Genomic DNA, 23,853 nt, shown 5'->3' on the forward strand with positions numbered 1-23,853 from the left:
TGTGGTTGTATCCGCTTACACCTTGAAACTCCCCCGCTTCTAAAATATAATTGGGTTAGTTATAAAATGGAGGTAGACTATGCAAACGAGAGCAATTATCCTGGCGGCCGGAAAAGGTACACGGATGAAGTCCGAAAAGTACAAGGTACTGCATGAAGTGTGCGGTACTCCAATGATCCAGCACGTCATTGGCAATTTGAGGGAAGCAGGCATTTCAGACATCTACGTAGTCCTTGGACATGGTTCTGAAACAGTCAGCAACTACCTGGGTGAGAGTATACATACGACAATCCAGGAAGAACAGCTTGGTACAGCGCATGCAGTACGCCAATGGCAGGATACGCTTCATGATAAGGACGGCCATACGATGGTCGTATGCGGAGACACTCCACTCATCAGTGATACGACGATGCAGGCGTTCATGCACTATCATCTCGAGACCGGATCGAAGGCGACCATCCTCTCTTCACGTACACAGATGCCATTCGGCTATGGGCGTATTGTGAGAAAAGAGAATGGTTCTGTCAAGCGCATTGTGGAGGAGAAGGATGCGACTGATCTGGAACGGGAGATCAAAGAGGTAAGTTCCGGGACATTCATCTTTGATAACCGCACGCTGTTTGAAGCACTCGACAAGGTCAATAACGATAATGCGCAGAACGAATACTATCTTCCTGATGTCATCTCCATTCTGCGTGATCAGCGGGCACGGGTGGAAGCATATGTGACACCTGACTTTGAAGAGACACTCGGCATCAATGACAGGGTCGCTCTGGCCAATGCCGAAGAGGTCATGAGAAAACGCATCAATACACTGCATATGCAGAACGGTGTAACGCTGATCCACCCGGAAATGACGTATATCGACAAGGAAGTTGAAATCGGCAGCGATACGGTCATCTATCCAGGTGCCATCATTCGCGGCAAAACGGAAATCGGCAGGAGTGCAATGATTTCCTCCGGTTCCGAGATCAAGGACTCCATCATCGGCGATGGAGTGGAAATCAGACAGTCCGTTGTTACATCCTCAAAAGTGGGCAGAGGAACAAAAGTCGGACCGTTCGCCCAGCTCAGACCTGAATCGGAGCTTGGTGAAGAAGTGAAGATCGGCAACTTTGTCGAAGTCAAAAAAGCCAAACTTGAAAATGAAGCCAAGGTCTCCCACCTCAGCTATATCGGAGACGCCTCCATCGGCGCGCGTTCCAACATCGGCTGCGGCACCATCACCGTAAACTATGACGGCAAGAACAAATTCAGGACTGAAATCGGACAGGATGCATTCATCGGATGCAATTCGAATCTGGTGGCACCGGTGAAGATCGGCGCGCGTTCGTTCATAGCCGCCGGCTCCACAATTACAGATGAGGTGCCTGACGACAGCCTTGCGATTGCCAGAAACAGGCAGACGACAAAAGACGGATACTACAAAAAAGATAATTAATGGAGGAAGAACATGTTAGCTTCTAGCAACCAGTACAAGAATTCAAATCTACGCCTTTTTTCCCTGCAGGCCAATGAACCCCTTGCAAGGGAGATTGCTGAACATATCGGCATTCCACTTGGAAAATGCCAGGTCAAACGATTTTCCGACGAAGAGGTCCAGATCAATATAGAAGAAAGCGTCCGTGGATGCGATGTGTTCATTGTCCAGCCGACAAGCCAGCCGGTAAATGAACACCTGATGGAGCTTCTGATCATGATTGATGCACTGAAGCGTGCCTCTGCAGCAACAATCAATATCGTAATGCCTTACTATGGCTATGCACGTCAGGACAGGAAGAGCCGTTCCCGCGAGCCGATTACTGCCAAACTGGTTGCCAACCTGATTGAAACAGCTGGTGCGGACCGTGTCATTTCCCTCGACCTGCACGCACCACAAATCCAGGGGTTCTTCGATATTCCGATCGACCACCTCATGGGTGTGCCGATTCTGAGCGACTACTTCCAGGAGAACAAGGACTTCAACTTTGATGAGGTGGTTGTCGTCTCCCCGGACCACGGTGGTGTGACACGTGCGCGTAAAATGGCCGATCGCCTGAAGACACCGATCGCCATCATCGACAAGCGCCGTCCGAAACCGAATGTTGCGGAAGTGATGAATATTGTAGGTGAAATCGAAGGGCGTACGGCCATCATTATCGATGACATCATCGATACGGGCGGCACAATGAAGTTGGCAGCACAGGCACTGCTCGATAAGGGTGCCAAGGAAGTCTATGCATGCTGCACACACCCGGTACTGTCAGGACCGGCAATCTCGAGAATCGAAGAATCCGTCATCAAGGAACTGGTCGTAACCAACTCCATCCAGCTGCCAGAAGAGAAGAAGAGCAGCAAAATCGTAGAACTTTCCGTAGGCGAACTCATGGCCCAGGCCATCGTCCGTGTCTACGAAGAGGAGTCCGTCAGCATACTGTTTGACAACTGATCCCGGAATCCTGCATGTTTTTTTTACAAACACACGGGTAGTATGCTATTATTATGCATGGCTATGTGTTAAATGAAGTAATGCAAAACTGTCTGTAAATGAAAGGTGGAAATATACCATGGCAAAATTGGCCTCAACGAATAGAGAAGGCAAAGCAAAGCGTTCAGAAGTAACTGAACTGCGCGCAGCGGGCAAGATTCCTGCTGTTGTATACGGCTATGAAGTGGACAACACTCCAGTCGCTGTAGACGAGAACGAATTCATCAAAGTCATCCGTGAAGTGGGACGTAACGGTGTCATCGATCTTGATGTTTCCGGTAAACCGGTTAAAGTAATGGTAACCGAGTACCAGGCTGACTCCCTCAAGAACCAGATCACACACATCGACTTCGTAGCAATCAACATGAAGTCCGAAGTTACAGTGGATGTAGCAATCGAAACAGTTGGAGAAGCAGCTGGTGTAGCTGAAGGTGGTATAGTTGAACACCCGATCTTCGAAGTTTCCGTTACAGCAACACCGGACAACATTCCGGAATCCATCCAGGTCAATGTTGAGGAAATGCAGATCGGCGATACACTCTACGTATCCGACATCCGTTCCAAAGGCAATTTCACAATCGAGAATGAAGATGAAGAAGCAATCGTTTCAATCGTTCCACCTCAGCTCGAAGAAGAGCCTGAAGAGGAAGAGGGCGCTGAAACTGAAGGTGAAGAAACTGAAGGATCTGAAGAAGCAGCAGAAGGATCTGAAGAATCTTCCGACGAAGATAACAAAGACGAAGCGTAATATAAGCATGATCATGGCGGTGGATTTCCCATCGCCTTTTTTAACGTTGTATGAGGTGATGAAATGAAATGTGTGATTGGACTTGGAAATCCAGGGAAGAAGTATGACTATACGAGGCATAATATCGGCTTCATGGTGATCGACCATATGGCGGACGCGCTCGGCATCGAATTATCCAGCAGAAAATTCAAATGTCTTTTCGGTGTAGGCTACTACAAAGGTCAAAGAGTGATGCTCGTAAAGCCCGAGACTTTCATGAATCTGAGTGGTGAAGGTGTACGTCCACTCCTCGACTACTACAAGATCGATGTTGATGACATCCTTGTCCTATATGATGATCTGGATCTTCCTGTAGGCAGACTGCGTCTTCGTAAGAAGGGGAGTGGCGGGGGTCATAACGGCATCAAGTCGCTCAATCAGCATCTGGGTACCGAGAAGTATAAAAGGGTCAGGATCGGCATCGACCGCCCGGCACCTGGCGGCTCGATTCCCGGCTATGTCCTCGGCAGATTTACTAGAAGTGAACAGCCTGTAATTGAAAAAGTGGTCACACGTTCTTCCGAAGCCTCGACTGCGTTTCTGACGGAGCCGTTCGAAGAAGTGATGACGGAATATAACGGTGATGTAGATGAATGAGAAAGTTTCAAAAAGAATACAGAATGATGAACGTTTTCTTGAAGTCGCCAATCATAAAGATGATCTGAACATGATGGTCACGGGCATCAATGATGACTTCAAGCCGGCCCTGCTATATGAACTGGTGCAGTCTGAAGGACGTCCGGTTGTTCTATTTGTGCAGAACAACCACCAGATGGAGAAACTGGCTGCGCCTCTGATGGACATGATGGATAATGTCCATACGTTCCCGGTCGGAGATATCATGATTGAGAACCATGCCAAACAGAGTCCTGAATTCATGAAATCGCGGATGAGCAGCCTCTTTGCTCTGGCGCATAATGAGCCAGGGCTATTTGTCGTACCGGTTCATGCGCTGCTGAAACCGATGATGCCGAAAGACAAGCTGCTCGGTTTTGAAAAGACGATAGAAGTCGGCAGCATCCTCGAATATGACCAGTTCATCGAAGATCTGGTGAGCCTCGGCTATAGAAGGATGAACCAGGCGGTGCACTTTGGAGAATTTGCGGTCCGAGGGGACATCATAGACGTCTATATGTCCGAGCAGCTCATCCGGATCGAGCTGTTTGATGATGAAGTGGATTCACTGAGATCGATCGATCCCGAAACCCAGCGTTCCATCGAGAATATCGATGCCGTCCAAATGAAGCCGCATGCCGAATACATCATTGAACGGGATGAGCGTGAGAAGCTGCTCGGTAAGATCGAACAGATGTACCAGGACACAAGACCGCATCTCGACCAGACATCACAGGAGGCGCTGGATGAATACTATGACACGGTCACCCATCCCGATCAGACATTCAATCATCTGGTCCACTACAGCCGGCTGCTCACCGACCGGGACATATCGATCATCGACTATATTACTGACGACCACCGTGTCATCGTCGACGAAGTGAAGAATATGGCTGCAGCCTACGAATCGGAGTTCAATTCGGTCAGCAGCTACTATGAATCGATGGTTGAAGCCGGCCGCATGTTCAAGGGCGGGGGCAACTTCCTCGAGGGCCAGTATGAACGTCTGCTGTCACTTGTAGGCAGCACCTACTTCAACCTGTTTACAAAAAGCATGCCGGTCGAGATCGGCCATATCGTAAAGATATCTGTCCGGCCGACGGAAGTCTATTATGGGCAATATGATATTCTTGCCTCGAATCTCAACAGGATGCTGAATGATGAATACATGATCAATCTGGTGCTGAGGGATGATGATGAGATCGACAAGACCCGTCAGCTGCTCGAAGATCTGAAGATTCCGAGCTACATTGAAGAAATCCCGGTGGATTCAGGTATTGTTCTGACGAAGGGTGTGCTGTCGAAAGGCTTCATTCTGCCCTTCATGAAAGTGGCCGTCCTCGGCTCGAAAGAGCTGTACAACAAGACATCACGCAAGAAGAAGCGGGCCCGCAAAATCTCAAATGCAGAAAAGATCAAGTCATACCAGGAGCTCAATGTCGGCGACTACGTCGTCCATGTGCACCACGGTGTCGGCCGCTACCTCGGCATCGAAACGCTTGAAATCAGCGGCATACACAATGACTATATGAAACTGCAGTATAAGGGGACCGACCAGCTCTATATTCCGGTCGATCAGATGAACCTTGTGCAGAAGTATGTTGCGAGTGATGATGGCCAGCCGAAGATGCATAAGCTTGGCGGCACCGACTGGAAGAAGACGAAGGCGAAAGTGGAAGCCAACGTCAATGAAATTGCGGATGAACTGATCAAGCTGTATCAGGAGAGAAGCCAGGCCGAAGGGTTTGCATTTTCAATGGATACGGACATGCAGGCTTCATTCGAGGAGCGGTTCCCTTATGAACCAACGGCCGACCAGGTGGCTTCGGTCGGCGAGATCAAGAAGGATATGGAATCCCTGCAGCCGATGGACCGGCTGCTCTGCGGTGATGTGGGGTACGGCAAGACGGAAGTGGCCATACGGGCTGCCTTCAAGGCTGTACAGGATGGCAAGCAGGTGGCTTTCCTCGTGCCGACGACCATACTTGCAGCCCAGCACTATGAAAGCCTGATCGAGCGGATTGAGGACTTTCCTGTCAACGTCGATATGATGAGCCGTTTCAGAACAGCAGGCCAGCTGAAGAAGACGAAGGAAGGTTTGAAGAAGGGCACGGTCGACATCGTGGTCGGTACGCACAAGGTGCTGGCAAAAGATATCGAGTTCAAGGATCTCGGCATGCTGATCATCGATGAAGAGCAGCGCTTTGGTGTCAGACACAAGGAGAAGATCAAGCAGCTGAAGACGAATGTGGATGTGCTGACTCTGACGGCGACGCCGATTCCGAGGACACTCCATATGAGCCTATCCGGTGTCAGGGATCTCTCCGTCATCGAGACACCGCCTGAGAACCGTTTCCCGGTGCAGACGTATGTGCTCGAGTACCAGGGAGATTTCGTGCGCGAAGCGATAGAGCGGGAGCTGGCACGCGATGGGCAGGTCTTCTATCTGCACAACCGGGTGGATACGATCTATCAGAAGAAGGCGCATGTCGAAGCAATGGTGCCGGATGCCGAAGTGGGCGTCATGCATGCCAAGATGAATGAGAAGGAGATTGAGGAGACGATGCTTGCTTTCGTCAATGGCGAGTATGATGTGCTGGTGACGACGACCATCATCGAGACGGGCGTCGACGTGCCGAATGCCAACACGCTGATCATCGAGGATGCCGACCGTTTCGGGCTGAGCCAGCTGTACCAGCTGCGCGGCCGTGTCGGACGGAGCAACCGCATCAGCTACGCCTACCTCTTCCACCAGCCGGATAAGGTGCTGACCGAAGTGGCAGAAAAGCGTCTTGAGGCAATCAAGGAATATACGGAACTCGGCAGCGGCTTCAAGATTGCGATGCGGGATCTCAACATCCGTGGCGCCGGCAATCTGCTCGGCAAGGACCAGTCCGGGTTCATCGATTCGGTCGGTTACGAGCTCTATTCCGAAATGCTCGAGACGGCAGTCAAGGAGAAGCAGGGGCTTGAACCTGAGCCGGAACCGGTCAATATACCGATTGATATTACGGTTGATGCGTATATCCCTGCATCCTATATTTCGCATGAGCAGTCGAAGATCGATATATACAAGCGGCTTAGGAAAGCGGAGTCGATCGATGTCATCCATGATATCCAGGACGAGCTGCTGGACCGTTTCGGGGAGTACCCGATCGAAGTGGAGCGTCTGCTCCAGCTTGTCCGTATCAAAGTCTTCTCACTGATGTTCGGCATCTACCACGTCAAAGAGGACAGTCGCAACTTCTATCTGCAAGTTTCAAGGAAAGCAACCGGGCAGATCGATGGTGAGAAGCTGTTCAACGATACACAGGACTATGGTCGCATCATGAAAATATCCGTACAGGACGGTGAAATGCTGATAACGATCCGGAACAAGGATATCAATCAGCTTGTCACTATTCTTGAAGCAGTACAGAACAGTAGAATGGAGGAAGTGCTATGAAGCGTATAGAAGTGATCGGACTTGGAAGTTCGGATCTGGATCAGATGCCGCTTGGTGTATGGCGGCGCCTTGAACAGGCGGATCGCATCCATTTGCGCACCGAGGATCATCCGGCTGTATCAGCCTTGAAGGAGAAAGGTGCTGAACTGGTCAATCTGGATCATATATATGAGCAGAATGAAACATTCGAAGGTACGTATCAAGCAATCGTCGACAGCCTCTTAGCAGCAGCAGAGCATGAGGATGTGGTCTATGCGGTGCCGGGACATCCGCTATTCTATGAAACGACGACCGAGCTTCTGCTCGAACAAGAGAAGCAGGGTGGACTGGAAGTATCGGTATCCGGCGGCCAGAGCTTTATCGATGCAGTCATTTCAGCGGTGAAAGTTCCTGTAAATGAAGGGTTCCAGGTGCTTGACGGCATGACATTCAAGACGCGGGACCTCGACCACCATCAGCACACTCTGATTACACAGGTATATGACCAGTACAGTCTCGGGGAAGTCAAACTGTCACTGCTCGAATACTATCCCGCGGAGACACAGGTGAAGATTGTCGATGCTGCCGGCAGCACCCATGAGCAGGTCATAAGCCGACCACTGCATGAAATCGATCATCTGGACATCCAGAGCAATCTGCTCTGCCTCTACATTCCGAAAATTGAAGATGCACGCCTGTCACAGCGCGACATCCATCATATGACGGAAGTATTCGATACGCTCGTCGGCGAGAATGGCTGTCCGTGGGACAAGGTGCAGACGCACGAATCGCTTGAACGCTATCTGCTCGAAGAGACGTATGAAGTGATCGAAGCCATCGAAAGGCAGGATGATGAAGGAATCGTCGAGGAGCTTGGCGATATTCTGCTGCAGGTCGCCCTTCACAGTGCCATCGGCAAGAAGGATGGATACTTCGACTTCTTCGATGTACTGGACAGTGTGACGGCGAAAGTCATCAGACGCCACCCGCATGTATTTGGCGATGCCTCTGTTGAAACGCTTGACGACCTGGACCGTGTATGGTCCGAGGCGAAGGTGAAAGAGGGCAAGAAGGAAAAGATAAAGTATGAAAAAGCCTATGGCAGCATTGTGCTTGAATGGATGAAGGAGACCATCCATGAAGGGAAGCCATTGGAGGATATTCTGAAGGAGAGGGGGCAAAACGATGAGACTTGATAAATTTCTTAAAGTGTCCAGAGTAATCAAAAGACGGACACTCGCCAAGGAGATCAGTGATGATGGTCGGGTGAAGGTCAATGACAGAGTCGCAAAAGCAGGGACGGAACTGTCTGTCGGCGACATCGTGGAGATTGAATTCGGCAGAAAGATTGTGACGCTTGAAGTTCTGCAGCTCGGGGCGCATGCGCGCAAGGAGGACGCAGACCGGATGTACAAAGTGGTAAAAGAACAGAAAATTGAAAAGGATACCAGTTTTCTCTAGCAAACAGCGTGTGTATGGTGTATTTTATAGATAGACAACGGACAGATTGAAGGTGTGGAGCCGTGAGCAAGGTAGTCAAGGTCATCAATAATTACACTAGCAGACGCGAAAAGGAAAAGAAGACAAAACAGAACGAAAATCGTGCAGCGAAGAAACGGACGCTGCTGTTCGGCAGCATGCTGCTGGTAATAGTGGGTATTCTGCTCATTGTTGCTTTTAATCAGAAGAACCAGAATCAGCTCCTTCATGAAGAACTGGTCCAGGCGCAGGTTGTACTGGATGAGCGTGTGGATGAAGCGAAAGATCTGGAACAGCAGATCAAACAATTGAACGACGATAACTATATTACACGAATTGCAAGAAGCGAATTCTTCCTCTCCGAAGAAGGCGAAATTGTGTTCAATCTTGCTGAATCGGAAGAACAGGAAGAGAAGCCTGAAAAAAATGAAAACGAGGAATAATCATTGCAATATGTAATGATTATTTTTCTTTTTAGTGATATGATAAAGAAAGATTAAATGATAATTGGGAGGATAATATATTAAGATGTCAGTCGAAGTGGGCAGTAAAGTAAAAGGGAAAGTCACCGGTATCAAGAATTTCGGAGCGTTCGTAGAACTTCCGGGAGGAAAGACAGGGCTCGTTCACATCAGTGAGGTTGCAGATCAGTATGTAGAGGATATCAATGAGCACCTTAGTGTAGGAGAAGAAGTAGAAGTTAAGGTCCTGACCGTTGGGGATGACGGTAAAATCAGTCTGTCCATCAAAAAAGCCAAAGATCAAAAACCTAAGCCGAAACCACGTAAAGATCCGTCTCCGGAAGACTTTGAAAAGAAACTTTCAAGCTTCCTGAAAGACAGCGAAGACCGCATGTCGACAATCAAGAGACAGGCCGAATCACGTCGTGGTGGAAGAGGTAAAAGATAAATAGACATACAGACGATTCCAGTAATCGTCTTATTTTATTTTCCGAGAAGGATGATAGTATGGAACTCTTCACCCCCTGGGGGCGAGAGGAAAAGATTGCGCTCGCAATTTCGGGCGGAATGGATTCCATGGTCCTGTACAACCTGCTGAATACGGTATATAGAGAGAGTTATGGTTCACTCATTCTGCTCCATGTGAATCATGGGCAGCGGGCGGCTTCGGTCGACGAGGCGGCATACATCATGGAAATGGCGCAGCGGGACGGCCGTGTGTGCGAAATGGTGGTGCTTGATATCCCGCCTGGTACGTTCAGCCAGGAAAGTGCGCGGGAAGCACGCTATCATTTCTTTGATGAGATGATGACCAGGCACGGTGCATCAATGCTGCTCACTGCACATCATCTGGATGACCAGTATGAAACCATACTCCATGCCGTTCTTACTGGACGGCATCTGCCTGGAGAAATGGGGATTCCGGCAGAAAGGCATATGCCCGGATACACGATCGTCCGCCCCATGATCGATATTGGACGCGCAGAGATTGCAGGCTATGCCAGAGCGCACGATGTCCACTATTTCGAGGATGAAACGAACAGCGGGACCGACTACACAAGGAACTATATCCGCCACCGGCTCATGCCGCCGATCAGGGAGAGCGCGCACCTGCAGGCGCATCAGCTGCTCCGTGTAAAGCAGGACATGAGCGATGTCGATGACATATTGAAAGCCAGGGCGGCTGCCTTTTTGGCACATCATGAGAAAAACATCGACCGGCATGCCTTCAATAGGGAAAAGCGCATCGTCAGATTCTATATACTGAAAGCCTGGCTGGCGCAGCATGGCGATGCACCGAGACGCCGTCATATCGATGCCATCATGGATGCCATCTGGTCTGATATTTCGAATGCATCTTTTGAGATGGATCATACCAGAATCATCATCTCATATGACCGTATCGTGAAGAAGCAGGGTCAGGATGAGAAGATGGAGATGCTGCAGATGGGTGGCGACGGCATCTACCGCTTCAATGGCTATACGATAACATCCCGCCTGGACGCGGAATGCTATCCAATGACAGTCAGGACCAGGGCTGAGGGGGATCGCATGTACATCCCCGGCGTAGGTACAAAGAAGCTGTCCCGCATCTTCATCGACAACAAGATACCAGCGGATGAGCGTGGCACGATGCCTGTTGTGGTGGATAAAAATCGTCAAATTATTGCACTGGGTGAAATTTATAATATAATGGATAGCAAGGAAAAGAACCGTCGATTAATTATTGAAAAGGAGTTTACGAATGAGCCTGAGAAATGACATTAGCGAGATTATGCTTTCTGAAGAGGATATTCAGAAAATAGCAGAACGGCTCGGCAGAAAGATCACTGAAGACTATGAAGGGAAGACACCGATACTGGTCGGCCTTCTGAAAGGTTCCGTCATGTTCATGGGAGACCTGATCAAGTACATAGATACGCATCTGGAAATAGATTTCATGGATGTTTCAAGCTATGTCGGAACAAAATCTTCCGGTGAAGTGAAAATTCTGAAAGACCTTTCCACTTCAGTGGATGGCCGCCATGTGCTTGTAGTGGAAGACATCATAGAGACCGGCACAACATTGAATTCGATCGTCGATCTGATTCAATACAGGAACGCAGCTTCATTGGAAATAGTGACACTGCTGGATAAGCCGATAAACAGAGAACTTGAAGTTGACGTGAAGTACGTAGGAACGGAAATACCCGATGGTTTTGTTGTCGGATATGGACTGGATTTTGATGAAAAATATCGTAACCTGCCATATATCGGACTATTGAAGCCTGAGCTCTACCAGTAAGGCAAAACAGTGGAATAACCTTGTGAAAATATGGTATTATTTCTCTTAGTCGTATTAGAAATGGAGGTTTACGGATGCCTAAGAATGTAGGCCGTAACATTTTGCTGATACTCATCCTATCAGTCATCATGTTTGGTATATTTCAAAGTTTCAATGGCAATTCAGCTCTTGAAGAGGAACTCCAGTATGGTGAATTCCTCGAGGAACTGGATGCCGGTAACATAGAAGAACTGATGATACAGCCGGAGCAAAACGTCTATCTCGTTGAAGGACGTCTGGCTGGACAGAACGAACAGGAATCCTTTACTTCCGTGATTCCATACAACAGCACCGAAGACCTCGATCAGATTCTTGATACAGCAAGAGCACAGGAAGGACTGAACTTCTCGATTGAACCTGCTGAAGAGCAGAGTCCTTGGACGAGCATGCTGTTCACGTTCATTCCATTGCTGCTCATCCTGTTCCTCTTCCTGTTCCTGATGAGTCAGGCACAGGGCGGCGGTGGCGGTGGCGGCCGCGTCATGAACTTTGGTAAGAGCAAGGCGAAGCTCTATGATCAGAGCAAGAAGAAAGTCCGCTTCGAAGATGTTGCAGGTGCGGACGAAGAGAAGCAGGAACTCGTCGAAGTGGTCGACTTCCTGAAAGACCCGCGCCGTTTCGACCGCATCGGTGCAAAAATCCCTAAAGGTGTGCTGCTTGTCGGCCCGCCGGGTACAGGTAAGACATTGATCGCAAAAGCGGTCGCTGGAGAAGCAGGTGTACCTTTCTTCTCAATCAGTGGTTCCGACTTTGTAGAGATGTTCGTTGGTGTCGGTGCCTCCCGTGTACGTGACCTGTTTGAAAATGCCAAGAAGAACGCACCGTGCATCATCTTCATTGATGAGATCGATGCGGTTGGACGCCAGCGTGGCGCAGGCGTCGGCGGCGGTCATGATGAGCGTGAGCAGACACTGAACCAGCTGCTTGTTGAAATGGATGGTTTCGGAGAGAACGAAGGCATCATCATGATTGCAGCGACAAACAGACCGGACATCCTTGACCCGGCGCTCCTGCGCCCAGGTCGTTTCGACAGACAGATTCCAGTTGGCCGTCCGGATGTCAAAGGACGTGAAGCGGTACTCAGAGTACACGCCAAGAACAAGCCGCTCGATGATACAGTGGATCTGGGTGCACTCGCTGCCAGAACACCAGGCTTCTCGGGTGCAGATCTTGAGAATCTGCTGAATGAAGCGGCACTTGTTGCTGCCAGACAGGAAAAGTCGAAGATTGATATGCGTGATGTGGACGAAGCGACGGACAGGGTCATTGCCGGTCCAGCGAAGAAGAGCCGCGTCATTTCGAAGAAAGAGCGCAATATCGTGGCATACCACGAAGCAGGTCACACCATCATCGGCATGGTGCTGGATGATGCAGATATGGTCCATAAAGTGACGATTGTCCCTCGTGGCCAGGCTGGTGGATATGCAGTAATGCTCCCGAAAGAGGACCGCTACTTCATGACGAAGCCGGAACTCGAAGACAAGATTGTCGGCCTTCTTGGTGGTCGTGTATCCGAGGAAATTACATTCGGTGAAGTTTCCACAGGGGCCCACAATGACTTCCAGAGATCCACAGGCATTGCACGCAGCATGGTGACGGAATATGGTATGAGCGAGAAGCTTGGGCCATTGCAGTTTGGTGATTCCAATGGACAGGTGTTCCTTGGGAAGGACATGCAGTCCGACCCGAACTATTCGGACAGCATTGCCTATGAAATCGACCAGGAAATGCAGAATATCATCAAGACGCAGTATGAACGCTGCCGCCAGATTCTGACTGAACACCAGGAACAGCTCAACCTGATTGCAGAAACACTGCTTGAAGTAGAGACGCTGGACCGTGAACAGATCGAAGGGCTCTTCTACAATGGCAAATTGCCTGAACGCAATTATGACGATAGTCATGTAGAGGACGACAAGATTGGTCCATCCTATGAAGAAGCTAAAGAAGAGCTGAAAAAGCGTTCTGAAGAAGACCCAGCTGAAGAAGAAGCAGAAAAAGAAGAAACATCCCGTTTCGCTGAACCTGGTGAACAGCCGGTTGAACAGCGTAACTACCCGCAGGAAAGCCCATCACTTGATGAACAGAGAGAAAGAGAACAGCGATGGGAAGAAGATAACCGAAGAAACTGATGCCAAGTCGCCCTCCTGGGCGACTTTTGGTCATTTATAAGGAGGAATTCCAGTGGATCGCATGATCAGAGGAATTGGAATGAATGATGAAATTCGTATTTTTTCTGTTGATACAACAGATACAGTAAACGAAGCAGTAAGAAGGCACGGTGCCTATCCGACAGCGGCTGCAGCACTCGGCCGCTCCATGACAGCAGGCCTCATGATGGGTGCAATGCTTAAAAATGAAGAGAAGGTGACCATCACCATACAAGGTGGGGGCCCGATTGGTGCCATTGTTGTGGACAGCGACGCCAAAGGGAACGTCCGTGGGTACTTGAGCAATCCGCATGTCCATTTTCCACTCAATGATATCGGCAAACTTGATGTCAGACGTGCAGTCGGTACAGATGGCTTCCTGAATGTGGCCAAGGATATCGGTCTGAAGGAGCACTTTACAGGTTCGACGGAGATCGTATCCGGCGAACTGGGTGAAGACTTCTCCTACTATTTCTATGCCAGTGAGCAGGTGCCATCCATCGTGGCACTGGGTGTGCTGGTGAACCCGGACAATTCGATCAAGGCGGCAGGCGGCTTCATCATCCAGGTGCTGCCAGGTGCCAGTGACGAAACGGTCGAATTTCTTGATAGACGTGCAAAAGAGATGACACCTGTATCGAAACTGATCGACCAGGGTCTCACGCCCGAAGAGATCATCAATGAGGCCATCGGCGAGGAGAACTGGAGATCACTTGATGAAATGCCGGTCCAGTTCGAATGCAGCTGTTCCAAGGACCGCTTCCTGAACGCCATCGCATCACTTGACCCGTCTGAAATCATTTCCATGATCCAGGAAGATGGCGGCGCCGAAGCGGACTGCCACTTCTGCCGCAACAAAGTCTGGATCGAGAAGGAAGAACTGCAGGAGCTCATCACCCATTAGAATTGATTTCTGACAATGGAAATGGTATATTTTCCATAGTAAATAAGTAGGGATGAAGGAGACTGTTATGAGCAAACTTTATAATAGCATTACAGAAGTGATTGGCAACACGCCACTTGTGAAGCTTAATAACCTGACAGACGACAGCATGGCAGACATTTACGTAAAGTTGGAATTCATGAATCCCGGAAGCTCGGTCAAGGACCGCATTGCACTGTCCATGATCGAACGCGCTGAAAAAGAAGGTGTCCTCGACGCAGATACGACAATCATCGAGCCGACAAGCGGCAATACCGGCATCGGGCTGGCGATGGTTGCAGCAAGCAAAGGCTATAGAACTGTACTCGTCATGCCGGATACGATGAGTAAGGAACGACGCAACCTGCTCAAGGCATATGGTGCAGAACTGATTCTGACACCGGGTGCCGAAGGCATGAAGGGGGCAATCGGGAAAGCGGAAGAGCTTGCCGAGAAGCACGGCTATTTCATGCCGCAGCAGTTTGAAAACATGGCGAACCCTGAAATCCATGAAAACACAACAGGACCGGAACTTGTCGAACAGACCGAAGGACTGGATGTTGCAGCGTTTGTTGCCGGCATCGGTACAGGCGGCACCATCTCAGGTGCCGGCAAGGTGCTCAAAAACAAATATCCGGATATCAGGATCTATGCAGTGGAGCCTGAAGACTCTCCTGTTCTGAGTGGCGGGAAGCCGGGACCGCATAAACTACAGGGTCTTGGCGCAGGTTTTGTACCAAAGATCCTCAACACGGAAATATATGATGAAGTCATCCAGATCGGCAATGAAACAGCAATGGAGTGGGCACGTGAACTGGCAGCGAAGGAAGGCATCCTCGGTGGCATCTCTTCCGGCGCAGCAGTGAAGGCGAGCCTTGAAGTGGCGAAGCAGCTCGGCAAAGGCAAGAGTGTCGTCACAGTACTGCCATCCAATGGTGAGAGGTATCTGTCCACACCATTATTCAACTTTGAAGGCTGATAGCCTGCGCACAACCATATCCCCCGGGGATATGGTTTTTTATTTTCCATGGTGGAGACTTATGCTTCGTTGTCCATACATGTTATAATATTGCTATTCTTATGGAATAGAGGGATAGTATGAAGCGACTTCAGATCATGGGCATACTGAATGTGACACCGGATTCTTTCAGTGATGGCGGCAGATACCATACTGTGGAAGATGCAGTGGCGCAGGCAGAGCAGATGGCCCGGGAGGGCGCGGATATCATCGATGTCGGCGGCTATTCCACACGTCCTGGTGGCCATAGTGAGGTCAGTACAGAGGAGGAGATCAGCCGGGTCGTTCCTGTCATCGAAGCAATCCGCAATATCGGTCCGGATATTTCAGTCGACACTTTCCGTGGCGCAGTGGCAAGGCAGGCAGTGGAAGCAGGCGCAACGATGATCAACGACCAGTGGCGTGGGACATATGACGAAACGATTCTTGATGTGGCGAGTGATTGTAATGTGCCGATATTCCTGATGCACAACAATACGCATGCTACATACTTGGATGTCGTTCCGGAAATGATTGAAGAGCTGATGGCCTCGGTGAAACTTGCGGAGTCCCACGGCGTTCCCCGTGAGAATATATGGCTCGATCCGGGCATCGGTTTCGTCAAGTCGCGCAGCGAGGAGATTGAGGTGATGCACCGTCTGGAAGAACTTGTGGCAACAGGTTTTCCGGTGCTGCTCGCAACAAGCCGGAAGCGCATGATCAAGGAACTGATCGGACAGGAAACCACGGCCACGGAGCGGGATGAGGCGACAGCCGCCACGACCATCTATGGCATCGACAAGGGCATCAGTGCGGTCCGGGTGCATAATGTGGCCCTCAATCGCAGGCTCGCTGACGCCTATATGAAGCTCAAGGAGGGGTTCGATGGATAATATCAGAATCAATGGCATCAAAACATATGCATATCATGGCGTCCTTGAAGCGGAGCGTACGCTCGGACAGTTTTTCATTACCGACGTCGTCATGTATCTGGACCTGTCCGCTGCCTCCAGGACCGACAACCTGACCGAGACTGTCCATTACGGCGAAGCGTACCAGATGATCGAGAAGATCATCAAAGGGGAGCCGGTCGATCTGATCGAACATCTTGCAGAAAAGGTATCGATGGCGCTGTTTGACCAGTATGATAAAATAGTAGGGACAGAAGTGACCATCACTAAAATAAATCCTCCGATAGAGGGTAATTATGATAACGTCAGTATTACATTGAATAGAAAGCGGGAAGATTAATGGCGGTTGTATATTTGGGACTTGGAAGTAACCTGGGAGATCGCAGGGAGAACCTCGAATCTGCCATACACAAGCTTGAAGACCATGCATCCATCGAAGTGGTCAGACGCTCATCCATCCTTGAGACAGCACCATACGGAAAAACAGACCAGCCGGATTTCATGAATATGTGCATCATGGTTGAAACACGCGTTTCTCCCCTTGACCTCCTTGAAGTTGTCCTCTCTGTCGAACACGACATGGGGCGTGTCCGGAAGGAAATATGGGGACCGCGTATAATTGATATAGACATACTGCTCTATGAAGATCTGGAGCTGTCCCTGGATGAACTGAATATTCCTCATACAGAAATGCACAAGCGTGCTTTTGTGCTTGAGCCGCTTGCAGAAATTGCGGGAGATGTCGTGCATCCGGGATTCGGCAGGACAATCGAAACGTTGAGACAGGAGCTTGAGGCAGGAAAAACGAACAGTTGAGAGACGGATGTCTCACCAGGTGGTAAGGGATGAACTTGAAAAACAACAGATAGTATAGGAGAGAAAATCATTGAGTGAAGAAATAAATGACCAGATAGCAGTCAGAAGAGAAAAAATGCAGCAGCTCATCGATCTCGGCATCGATCCGTTCGGCGAGAAATTTGAACGTACATCCTACACGGACGCATTGAAAGAGACGTGGGATGCATTTTCCAAAGAGGAACTTGCAGACAAGGAAGCGGAATCCGAGACAGTCATCGCGGGTCGTCTGATGACGAAACGTGGTAAAGGCAAGGCGGGATTTGCACATATCCAGGATATAAAAGGACAGATCCAGCTGTATGTACGCAAGGACCAGGTCGGTGACGCGGCATTCGATGTATGGAACCAGGCGGATCTCGGGGACATCGTCGGTGTCAGAGGTGTCATGTTCAAGACCAATACTGGAGAGCTTTCCATCAAGGCAAAGGAATTTACGCTGCTGACGAAAGCATTGCGCCCACTACCGGATAAGTATCACGGTCTGAAGGACGTGGAGGAGCGCTATCGCAAACGCTATCTCGATCTGATTACAAGTGAAGACTCCAAGGATACATTCATCAAGCGCAGCCGGATCATCCAGGAGATGCGCAATTATCTGAATCAGCGTGGATTCCTTGAAGTGGAGACACCGATGATGCATACCATTGCAGGCGGCGCACAGGCGCGTCCATTTGTGACGCACCATAATGCACTCGATATGGAGCTCTTTATGCGTATTGCGATCGAGCTGCACTTGAAGCGTCTGATTGTCGGCGGAATGGAGAAGGTCTATGAAATCGGCCGTGTATTCAGAAATGAAGGTGTATCCACACGTCACAACCCTGAATTTACAATGATCGAGCTCTATGAAGCCTATGCAGACTTCCATGACATCATGGACCTGACTGAAGAGATGGTGGCGCACATCGCCAAGCACGTCAATGGTACGACAGTCATCGAGTATGGCGGAGAAGAAATTGATCTGACGCCGCAGTGGAAACGCGTGCACATGGTGGATGCAGTCAAGGAGCAGACTGGTGTCGACTTCTATGCAGTCAAATCCGACGCGGAAGCACACGAGCTTGCCAAAGAACATGGCATCGAAGTGAAAGAAACGATGAAATACGGACATATTCTGAATGAATTCTTCGAGCAGAAGGTCGAGGAGACACTCATCCAGCCGACGTTCATCTTCGGTCATCCGATTGAAATCTCTCCACTCGCGAAACAGAATCCGGAAGACCCGAGGTTCACGGACCGCTTCGAACTGTTCATCGTGGGCCGCGAGCATGCCAATGCCTTCACGGAGCTGAATGATCCGATCGATCAGAGGAAGCGTTTCGAAGCACAGGTTGCCGAGAAGGAAGCGGGTAATGACGAAGCTCATGAAATGGACGAGGACTTCCTCGAATCACTCGAATACGGTATGCCGCCAACAGGTGGACTGGGTATCGGAATCGATCGTCTCATCATGCTGCTGACCGACTCTGCGTCCATCCGTGACGTACTGCTCTTCCCTTATATGAGGCAAAAATAATCATTATATTTAATAATACACCGGGCAACGCGCTCCGGTGTATTATTTCCATTTTAAAATCATGAAATTTGTTGACTTTATGCTGAAATGTAGTATTATATAAAACAGTCGTTGTTAACCAACTCAACCATCTCAGGAGAATTAGCTCAGCTGGGAGAGCATCTGCCTTACAAGCAGAGGGTCGGCGGTTCGAACCCGTCATTCTCCACCATTCATAAACTTGGTGATTCAGCCGGTCTAGCTCAATTGGCAGAGCAACTGACTTGTAATCAGTAGGTTGGGGGTTCGATTCCTCTGGCCGGCACCATCTGATTCAAATCGGAAGCCAGTTGACGGAACAACAGAAATCATCAGAGGATAAATCCTCCGAATTAACATATGCGGGTGTGGCGGAATTGGCAGACGCGCTAGAATCAGGATCTAGTGCCTTAATCGGCGTGGGGGTTCGAGTCCCTTCACCCGCACCATATTTTAATTTCATAAGACGCGGAAGTAGTTCAGTGGTAGAACATCACCTTGCCAAGGTGGGGGTCGCGGGTTCGAATCCCGTCTTCCGCTCCATTATTATTTTAAGCGGTGGATACCGTTTTTATTTTTTTTCATGCGCCCGTAGCTCAATTGGATAGAGCGTTTGACTACGGATCAAGAGGTTAGGGGTTCGACTCCTCTCGGGCGCGCTCAGTAATTCACGGGAAGTAGCTCAGCTTGGTAGAGCACTTGGTTTGGGACCAAGGGGTCGCAGGTTCGAATCCTGTCTTCCCGACTCTTGTTTTTAATTTTCATCTTATGATGGGGGCTTAGCTCAGCTGGGAGAGCGCCTGCTTTGCACGCAGGAGGTCAGCGGTTCGATCCCGCTAGTCTCCACTTTTTTTATTTTAATACATAATCTTGGGCCTATAGCTCAGCTGGTTAGAGCGCACGCCTGATAAGCGTGAGGTCGGTGGTTCGAGTCCACTTAGGCCCACTCAAAAGACATGGAAACATCCATGTCTTTTTTTTATGCCTTGAAATGGTCATCCTCTTGTTATTGGTGCATCTTCAAGGAAAGCATCGAGAATCTGCCTTATCTCCTCCACTTCCTTCTCCCCGATACCAATGACGACAGTATCTCGGAGATCCCCATTATTGGCGTAGATATTACCAGGAACCAGGCCATGCTTTCTGGCAAGTTCCTGAAGGTCTGTTCCAGGTATTCTGAGCATGAAGTGCATGCCGGTATGCTCACCGTATATTTCCACGCTGTGGGCCGCTCTGAGCCATTGTGTAACATCCGCCATCTTCTTTCTGTAGATCTTCCGCATGCGATTGATGTGGCGGTTCAGATAGCCCTCAGCCATGAAGTGGGCTACGATATGCTGCATCTGCCTGGGAACGTTGCAGGAGAGTGCCTCCTGGTAGTAGCGTTCTGCCAGAGCGGCGGGGAGCACCATGCAGGATAATCTTAGTGAGGGATAGAGTGATTTCGAAAATGTACTCATATAGATTGTATGGTCGTTCTGGTCGAGTCCCTGGAGGGACGGGAGCGGCCGGCCGGTATATCTGAACTCGCTGTCGTAGTCATCTTCGATGATGTAGTGTCCGCGGGTGCTGGCATGATTCAATAGCTGGATGCGTTTTTGCAGCGACATGACAGCACCACTCGGGAATTGGTGGGACGGGGTCACATGGGTGACCGGGTTATCGAGCGCTTCAACGGCATCAATGTCGATGCCATCCTCCTGGACCGGTGCGAAGTCCATGCCGCTGCCGAGGCGGTCGAGCACGCGTCGTATGATTGGATAGCCGGGATCCTCAATGGTCATTTTCGGATGCTTGAGCAGATACAGTACCTGCTCGAGCAGAAATTCCGTGGAAGGCCCGATGAATATCTGATCCACTGCGCATGTGACCCCCCGATTGATATGCAGATATTGTCTGAGCTGTTCCTTCAAAGCCCTTTCCCCGCTGTCATCTCCTTTATTGAGCAGTTCCGGATCAGCATGGACTTCCCGGGCAATCTGCTTCAGGACATCACTCTGGACAAGTGTCGTATCGATGGTACCGAGCGGCAGCGCATATTCCTTCTCCTTCGGTCGTCTGATTTCAGGCTGCATACGCCGATCCGTCTGCTTCAGCTGTTCAATGACGGAGACGTAGAAGCCGCTCTTCTCCCGGCTGTAGATCAGATCTTCGTCCAGCAGCAGGTGATAGGCATGTTCGACGGTTGTCTGGCTGATGGACAGGTCCGTCATCAACTGGCGTTTACTCGGCAGTTTTTCGTCACTGTCGAGGGAGCCGTCCAGTATCTGGGACTTGAGTACATTATAAAGTTGTTTGAAAAGCGGTGTTTCCGATTGTCTGTCGAGTGTGATCAGCATAATCTGACCTCCTTAAATGATTCCAAACTGATACTTTCAGGTAATCAGATTTATCTCTATACTACGATATAATAATCTGAAAATAAAGGAGTCGTTTTGAATGCAGCAGACAGGTACAGAGAGAGTCAAAAGAGGAATGGCCGAAATGCAGAAGGGCGGTGTCATCATGGACGTTGTCAATGCGGAGCAGGCGCGTGTGGCTGAAGCAGCCGGTGCAGTCGCAGTCATGGCACTTGAGCGCGTCCCGTCCGACATCCGGGCAGCCGGTGGTGTGGCAAGGGCATGTGACCCGAGGATTGTGGAAGACGTAATGAATGCCGTATCCATCCCGGTCATGGCAAAATGCAGGATCGGACATATTACGGAAGCAAGAGTACTTGAAGCAATGGGTGTCGACTACATAGACGAGTCGGAAGTGCTGACGCCTGCCGATGAAGTATTCCACCTCAAGAAGGACGACTACACAGTGCCGTTCGTATGCGGTTGCCGTAATATCGGAGAAGCAGCCCGACGTATCGCAGAAGGTGCCTCCATGCTCAGAACAAAAGGGGAGCCCGGTACCGGCAATATTGTTGAAGCGGTCAGACATATGAGAATGGTTAATCAGCAGGTGCGTCAGATTGCTGTGATGAGCGATGACGAGCTGATGACTGAAGCGAAGAACCACGGTGCGCCTTATGAGATTCTGAAAGAGATCAAGGCCCTCGGCAAGCTGCCGGTCGTCAACTTCGCAGCAGGAGGCGTCGCAACACCGCAGGACGCGGCACTGATGATGGAACTCGGTGCAGATGGTGTCTTCGTCGGATCCGGCGTCTTCAAGTCCGATAACCCGGAGAAATTTGCGAAAGCCATCGTCGAGGCGACAACACACTACCAGGACTATGAACTGATCGGCAAGCTCGCCAAGGAGCTCGGTACAGCGATGAAAGGCCTCGAAATCAGCCAGCTGTCACTGGAAGACAGGATGCAGGAGCGTGGCTGGTAATGAAAATCGGCATACTCGCATTACAGGGTGCATTCAGGGAGCACCAGCGGATGGTCGAAGCGTGCGGTGAGGAAGCGGTGCTTGTCAAAAAAGTGGAGATGCTGTCCGAGATTGATGGGCTCATCCTGCCTGGTGGGGAATCGACAGCCATCAGAAGGCTGATGGACCGCTACGGTTTCACAGAAGTTCTCAGATCGAGCACACTGCCGATGTTCGGCACATGCGCCGGCGTCATCCTGCTCGCTCGTGAGGTCGTCGGTGAAGAGACGAAGCATCTCGGCAAACTGGACATAGCGGTAGAGAGGAATTCCTTCGGCAGACAGGTCGACAGCTTCGAAGCTGAGCTTACGGTCGAGGGCGTGGAAGAACGTGCACTCGCCGTATTCATCAGGGCGCCGCATATCGCTTTGGCCGGAGAGGGTGTACAAGTACTTTCGGAAGCGGAAGGCAAGATCGTTGCTGTGGGCTCCGACCGCCACCTCGGCATCTCCTTCCATCCGGAGCTGACGGATTCACTCGTGTTCCATCAGTATTTCATGGATATGGTAAAAGAGAACATTTCAAAGGAAATGACTGTCTAGAAATAAAGCTGCCAGACCTAAAACGAGGTCTGGCAGTTTTTCGTATCAGTCGTTATTATATTTCTTATCCGCTTTCATCCGAGTTTTCATACCGGCTGAGGTTTCAGTGCCGCTTTCCATCGGTTCATGCAGGCTGCCTGACGTATATGGTGCTTCCGGTGCATCTTCGATGACACTCTTCACATAATTGGCATTGAATTTCTCGGTCAGTCCCGGCAGCAGGCTTTCAGAGATGCCGGTGCCTTTTGTCTTGATGCCGACTTCCACGCTTTCCTCAGGTTCGTCTATCAGTCCGATGATCGCTTTGACGACACTTTCCGGCTTGTCCATCGGCTTCATCTGGGCGCGGTGACCGGAATAGTTGGCCGAATGGTCGAACCATGGTGTATCCGTTGCCCAGGGGTGGACGGTGCAGACGTGGATGTCCTCATAGCCATCCACTTCCATTTCCCGCTGCAGTGCATAGCTCAGGGATGACACGGCGTATTTGCTTGCGCTGTAGGCTGTATAGTATGGGAACGGCACCTGGGCGGCTACCGAGCCGAGATTGATGATGGTGCCTTTCTTCTGCTGCCTGAAATGCTTCAGTGCATACTGGCTGCCGATCATCGTTCCGAGCACATTGATGTCGAGCATGCGCTTCATGTCCTCAACGGGTATTTCAGTATAGTTGCCGATCAGGCCGATGCCGGCCATATTGATCCACACGTCAATCTTTCCGAAATTGTCCAAGGCAGTATCATACAGCTTTTTAACATCCGCTTCCTTGCTGATATCCATTGTTACAGGTATGACAGATGCACCGAGCTGGTCTGCAAGCTCCTCGATCAGTCTGGTACGGCGGGCACCGATGACCACATTGGCGCCCTCTTCAGCAAGCTGCTTTGCGGTTTCCTTGCCAAACCCACTGGATGCGCCGGCAATGACGACTGTCAGTCCTTCACGATTGCTGCTCATATTGGATTCCCCCGTTTATATTCAGTCTCCATCTGTCTTTTCCCTTAATGCTGGAAATTACTC

General features: G+C 50.2%; 22 protein-coding genes and 8 tRNA genes. 28 read left to right on the forward strand and 2 right to left on the reverse strand.

What is annotated here, in order from left to right:
* Positions 1–79 precede the first annotated feature (79 nt).
* The 26 genes from glmU to FO441_RS10610 all read left to right on the forward strand — a co-directional run bounded on the left by glmU (position 80) and on the right by FO441_RS10610 (position 19,874).
* Positions 80–1,441, forward strand: coding sequence for a bifunctional UDP-N-acetylglucosamine diphosphorylase/glucosamine-1-phosphate N-acetyltransferase GlmU (glmU, locus tag FO441_RS10485; RefSeq protein ID WP_145289762.1), 1,362 nt, complete (start codon positions 80–82; stop codon positions 1,439–1,441).
* 12 nt (positions 1,442–1,453) lie between these two features.
* Positions 1,454–2,428 (forward strand): ribose-phosphate diphosphokinase, encoded by a 975-nt coding sequence (locus tag FO441_RS10490; protein ID WP_145289765.1) that lies wholly within the window; start codon positions 1,454–1,456, stop codon positions 2,426–2,428.
* 118 nt (positions 2,429–2,546) lie between these two features.
* Positions 2,547–3,215: a 50S ribosomal protein L25/general stress protein Ctc gene (locus tag FO441_RS10495; protein WP_145289768.1), complete on the forward strand. Its 669-nt coding sequence runs from the start codon at positions 2,547–2,549 to the stop codon at positions 3,213–3,215.
* Positions 3,216–3,278: 63 nt separating this feature from the next.
* Positions 3,279–3,851: an aminoacyl-tRNA hydrolase gene (pth, locus tag FO441_RS10500; RefSeq protein ID WP_145289770.1), complete on the forward strand. Its 573-nt coding sequence runs from the start codon at positions 3,279–3,281 to the stop codon at positions 3,849–3,851.
* Positions 3,844–7,314, forward strand: coding sequence for a transcription-repair coupling factor (gene mfd / locus FO441_RS10505; RefSeq protein ID WP_145289773.1), 3,471 nt, complete (start codon positions 3,844–3,846; stop codon positions 7,312–7,314). Before pth ends, mfd begins: the two co-directional genes overlap by 8 nt.
* Entirely contained in the window at positions 7,311–8,489 is a 1,179-nt protein-coding gene (locus FO441_RS10510; RefSeq protein ID WP_145289776.1) for a MazG nucleotide pyrophosphohydrolase domain-containing protein, read from the forward strand. The genes mfd and FO441_RS10510 overlap by 4 nt, the downstream gene beginning before the upstream one ends.
* Entirely contained in the window at positions 8,479–8,754 is a 276-nt protein-coding gene (locus FO441_RS10515) for an RNA-binding S4 domain-containing protein (protein ID WP_145289779.1), read from the forward strand. The genes FO441_RS10510 and FO441_RS10515 overlap by 11 nt, the downstream gene beginning before the upstream one ends.
* A gap of 62 nt (positions 8,755–8,816) precedes the next feature.
* On the forward strand, positions 8,817–9,215 hold the full coding sequence (locus tag FO441_RS10520; protein WP_145289782.1) for an FtsB family cell division protein: 399 nt from the start codon (positions 8,817–8,819) through the stop codon (positions 9,213–9,215).
* An 85-nt stretch (positions 9,216–9,300) separates the two neighbouring features.
* Positions 9,301–9,681 (forward strand): S1 domain-containing RNA-binding protein, encoded by a 381-nt coding sequence (locus FO441_RS10525; protein ID WP_145289785.1) that lies wholly within the window; start codon positions 9,301–9,303, stop codon positions 9,679–9,681.
* A 59-nt stretch (positions 9,682–9,740) separates the two neighbouring features.
* Positions 9,741–10,994, forward strand: coding sequence for a tRNA lysidine(34) synthetase TilS (gene tilS / locus FO441_RS10530; RefSeq protein ID WP_145289787.1), 1,254 nt, complete (start codon positions 9,741–9,743; stop codon positions 10,992–10,994).
* On the forward strand, positions 10,984–11,517 hold the full coding sequence (gene hpt, locus FO441_RS10535; RefSeq protein ID WP_145290305.1) for a hypoxanthine phosphoribosyltransferase: 534 nt from the start codon (positions 10,984–10,986) through the stop codon (positions 11,515–11,517). Before tilS ends, hpt begins: the two co-directional genes overlap by 11 nt.
* 74 nt (positions 11,518–11,591) lie before the next feature.
* On the forward strand, positions 11,592–13,688 hold the full coding sequence (gene ftsH, locus FO441_RS10540) for an ATP-dependent zinc metalloprotease FtsH (RefSeq protein WP_145289790.1): 2,097 nt from the start codon (positions 11,592–11,594) through the stop codon (positions 13,686–13,688).
* A 46-nt stretch (positions 13,689–13,734) separates the two neighbouring features.
* On the forward strand, positions 13,735–14,610 hold the full coding sequence (gene hslO / locus FO441_RS10545; RefSeq protein WP_370637547.1) for an Hsp33 family molecular chaperone HslO: 876 nt from the start codon (positions 13,735–13,737) through the stop codon (positions 14,608–14,610).
* Between the two features lie 67 nt (positions 14,611–14,677).
* Positions 14,678–15,607 (forward strand): cysteine synthase A, encoded by a 930-nt coding sequence (gene cysK, locus FO441_RS10550; protein WP_145289793.1) that lies wholly within the window; start codon positions 14,678–14,680, stop codon positions 15,605–15,607.
* A gap of 119 nt (positions 15,608–15,726) precedes the next feature.
* Positions 15,727–16,518, forward strand: a complete 792-nt coding sequence (gene folP, locus FO441_RS10555; protein ID WP_145289796.1) for a dihydropteroate synthase — start codon at positions 15,727–15,729, stop codon at positions 16,516–16,518.
* Positions 16,511–16,876 (forward strand): dihydroneopterin aldolase, encoded by a 366-nt coding sequence (gene folB, locus FO441_RS10560; protein ID WP_145289799.1) that lies wholly within the window; start codon positions 16,511–16,513, stop codon positions 16,874–16,876. The genes folP and folB overlap by 8 nt, the downstream gene beginning before the upstream one ends.
* A gap of 14 nt (positions 16,877–16,890) precedes the next feature.
* Positions 16,891–17,352 (forward strand): 2-amino-4-hydroxy-6-hydroxymethyldihydropteridine diphosphokinase, encoded by a 462-nt coding sequence (folK, locus tag FO441_RS10565; RefSeq protein WP_246095124.1) that lies wholly within the window; start codon positions 16,891–16,893, stop codon positions 17,350–17,352.
* 70 nt (positions 17,353–17,422) lie between these two features.
* Complete coding sequence (gene lysS / locus FO441_RS10570; RefSeq protein WP_145289805.1) at positions 17,423–18,910, forward strand: lysine--tRNA ligase; 1,488 nt, start codon at positions 17,423–17,425, stop codon at positions 18,908–18,910.
* Positions 18,911–19,045: 135 nt separating this feature from the next.
* Positions 19,046–19,121: transfer RNA gene (locus FO441_RS10575), tRNA-Val, on the forward strand.
* Between the two features lie 20 nt (positions 19,122–19,141).
* A tRNA-Thr gene (locus FO441_RS10580) sits at positions 19,142–19,217 on the forward strand.
* Between the two features lie 73 nt (positions 19,218–19,290).
* Positions 19,291–19,377, forward strand: a tRNA-Leu gene (locus tag FO441_RS10585).
* A 19-nt stretch (positions 19,378–19,396) separates the two neighbouring features.
* Positions 19,397–19,471 (forward strand) — tRNA-Gly (locus tag FO441_RS10590).
* Between the two features lie 42 nt (positions 19,472–19,513).
* Positions 19,514–19,587, forward strand: a tRNA-Arg gene (locus FO441_RS10595).
* A 12-nt stretch (positions 19,588–19,599) separates the two neighbouring features.
* Positions 19,600–19,673, forward strand: a tRNA-Pro gene (locus FO441_RS10600).
* A gap of 28 nt (positions 19,674–19,701) precedes the next feature.
* Positions 19,702–19,774, forward strand: a tRNA-Ala gene (locus tag FO441_RS10605).
* A 26-nt stretch (positions 19,775–19,800) separates the two neighbouring features.
* Positions 19,801–19,874: transfer RNA gene (locus tag FO441_RS10610), tRNA-Ile, on the forward strand.
* Between the two features lie 49 nt (positions 19,875–19,923).
* Here FO441_RS10610 and pdxR read toward each other — a convergent pair.
* Positions 19,924–21,267, reverse strand: coding sequence for a MocR-like pyridoxine biosynthesis transcription factor PdxR (pdxR, locus tag FO441_RS10615; protein ID WP_145289809.1), 1,344 nt, complete (start codon positions 21,265–21,267; stop codon positions 19,924–19,926).
* 100 nt (positions 21,268–21,367) lie between these two features.
* Between pdxR and pdxS the strand changes: the two genes are divergently transcribed.
* Both pdxS and pdxT read left to right on the forward strand, forming a co-directional pair.
* Entirely contained in the window at positions 21,368–22,252 is an 885-nt protein-coding gene (gene pdxS, locus FO441_RS10620; protein WP_145289813.1) for a pyridoxal 5'-phosphate synthase lyase subunit PdxS, read from the forward strand.
* Positions 22,252–22,833, forward strand: coding sequence for a pyridoxal 5'-phosphate synthase glutaminase subunit PdxT (gene pdxT, locus FO441_RS10625; protein WP_145289816.1), 582 nt, complete (start codon positions 22,252–22,254; stop codon positions 22,831–22,833). The genes pdxS and pdxT overlap by 1 nt, the downstream gene beginning before the upstream one ends.
* Positions 22,834–22,878: 45 nt before the next feature.
* On the opposite strand, the gene FO441_RS10630 is transcribed toward pdxT, so the two are convergent.
* Positions 22,879–23,790: an SDR family NAD(P)-dependent oxidoreductase gene (locus tag FO441_RS10630; protein ID WP_145289819.1), complete on the reverse strand. Its 912-nt coding sequence runs from the start codon at positions 23,788–23,790 to the stop codon at positions 22,879–22,881.
* Positions 23,791–23,853 lie beyond the last annotated feature (63 nt).

This window comes from Salinicoccus cyprini (assembly GCF_007713705.1).
Lineage (GTDB): Bacteria > Bacillota > Bacilli > Staphylococcales > Salinicoccaceae > Salinicoccus > Salinicoccus cyprini.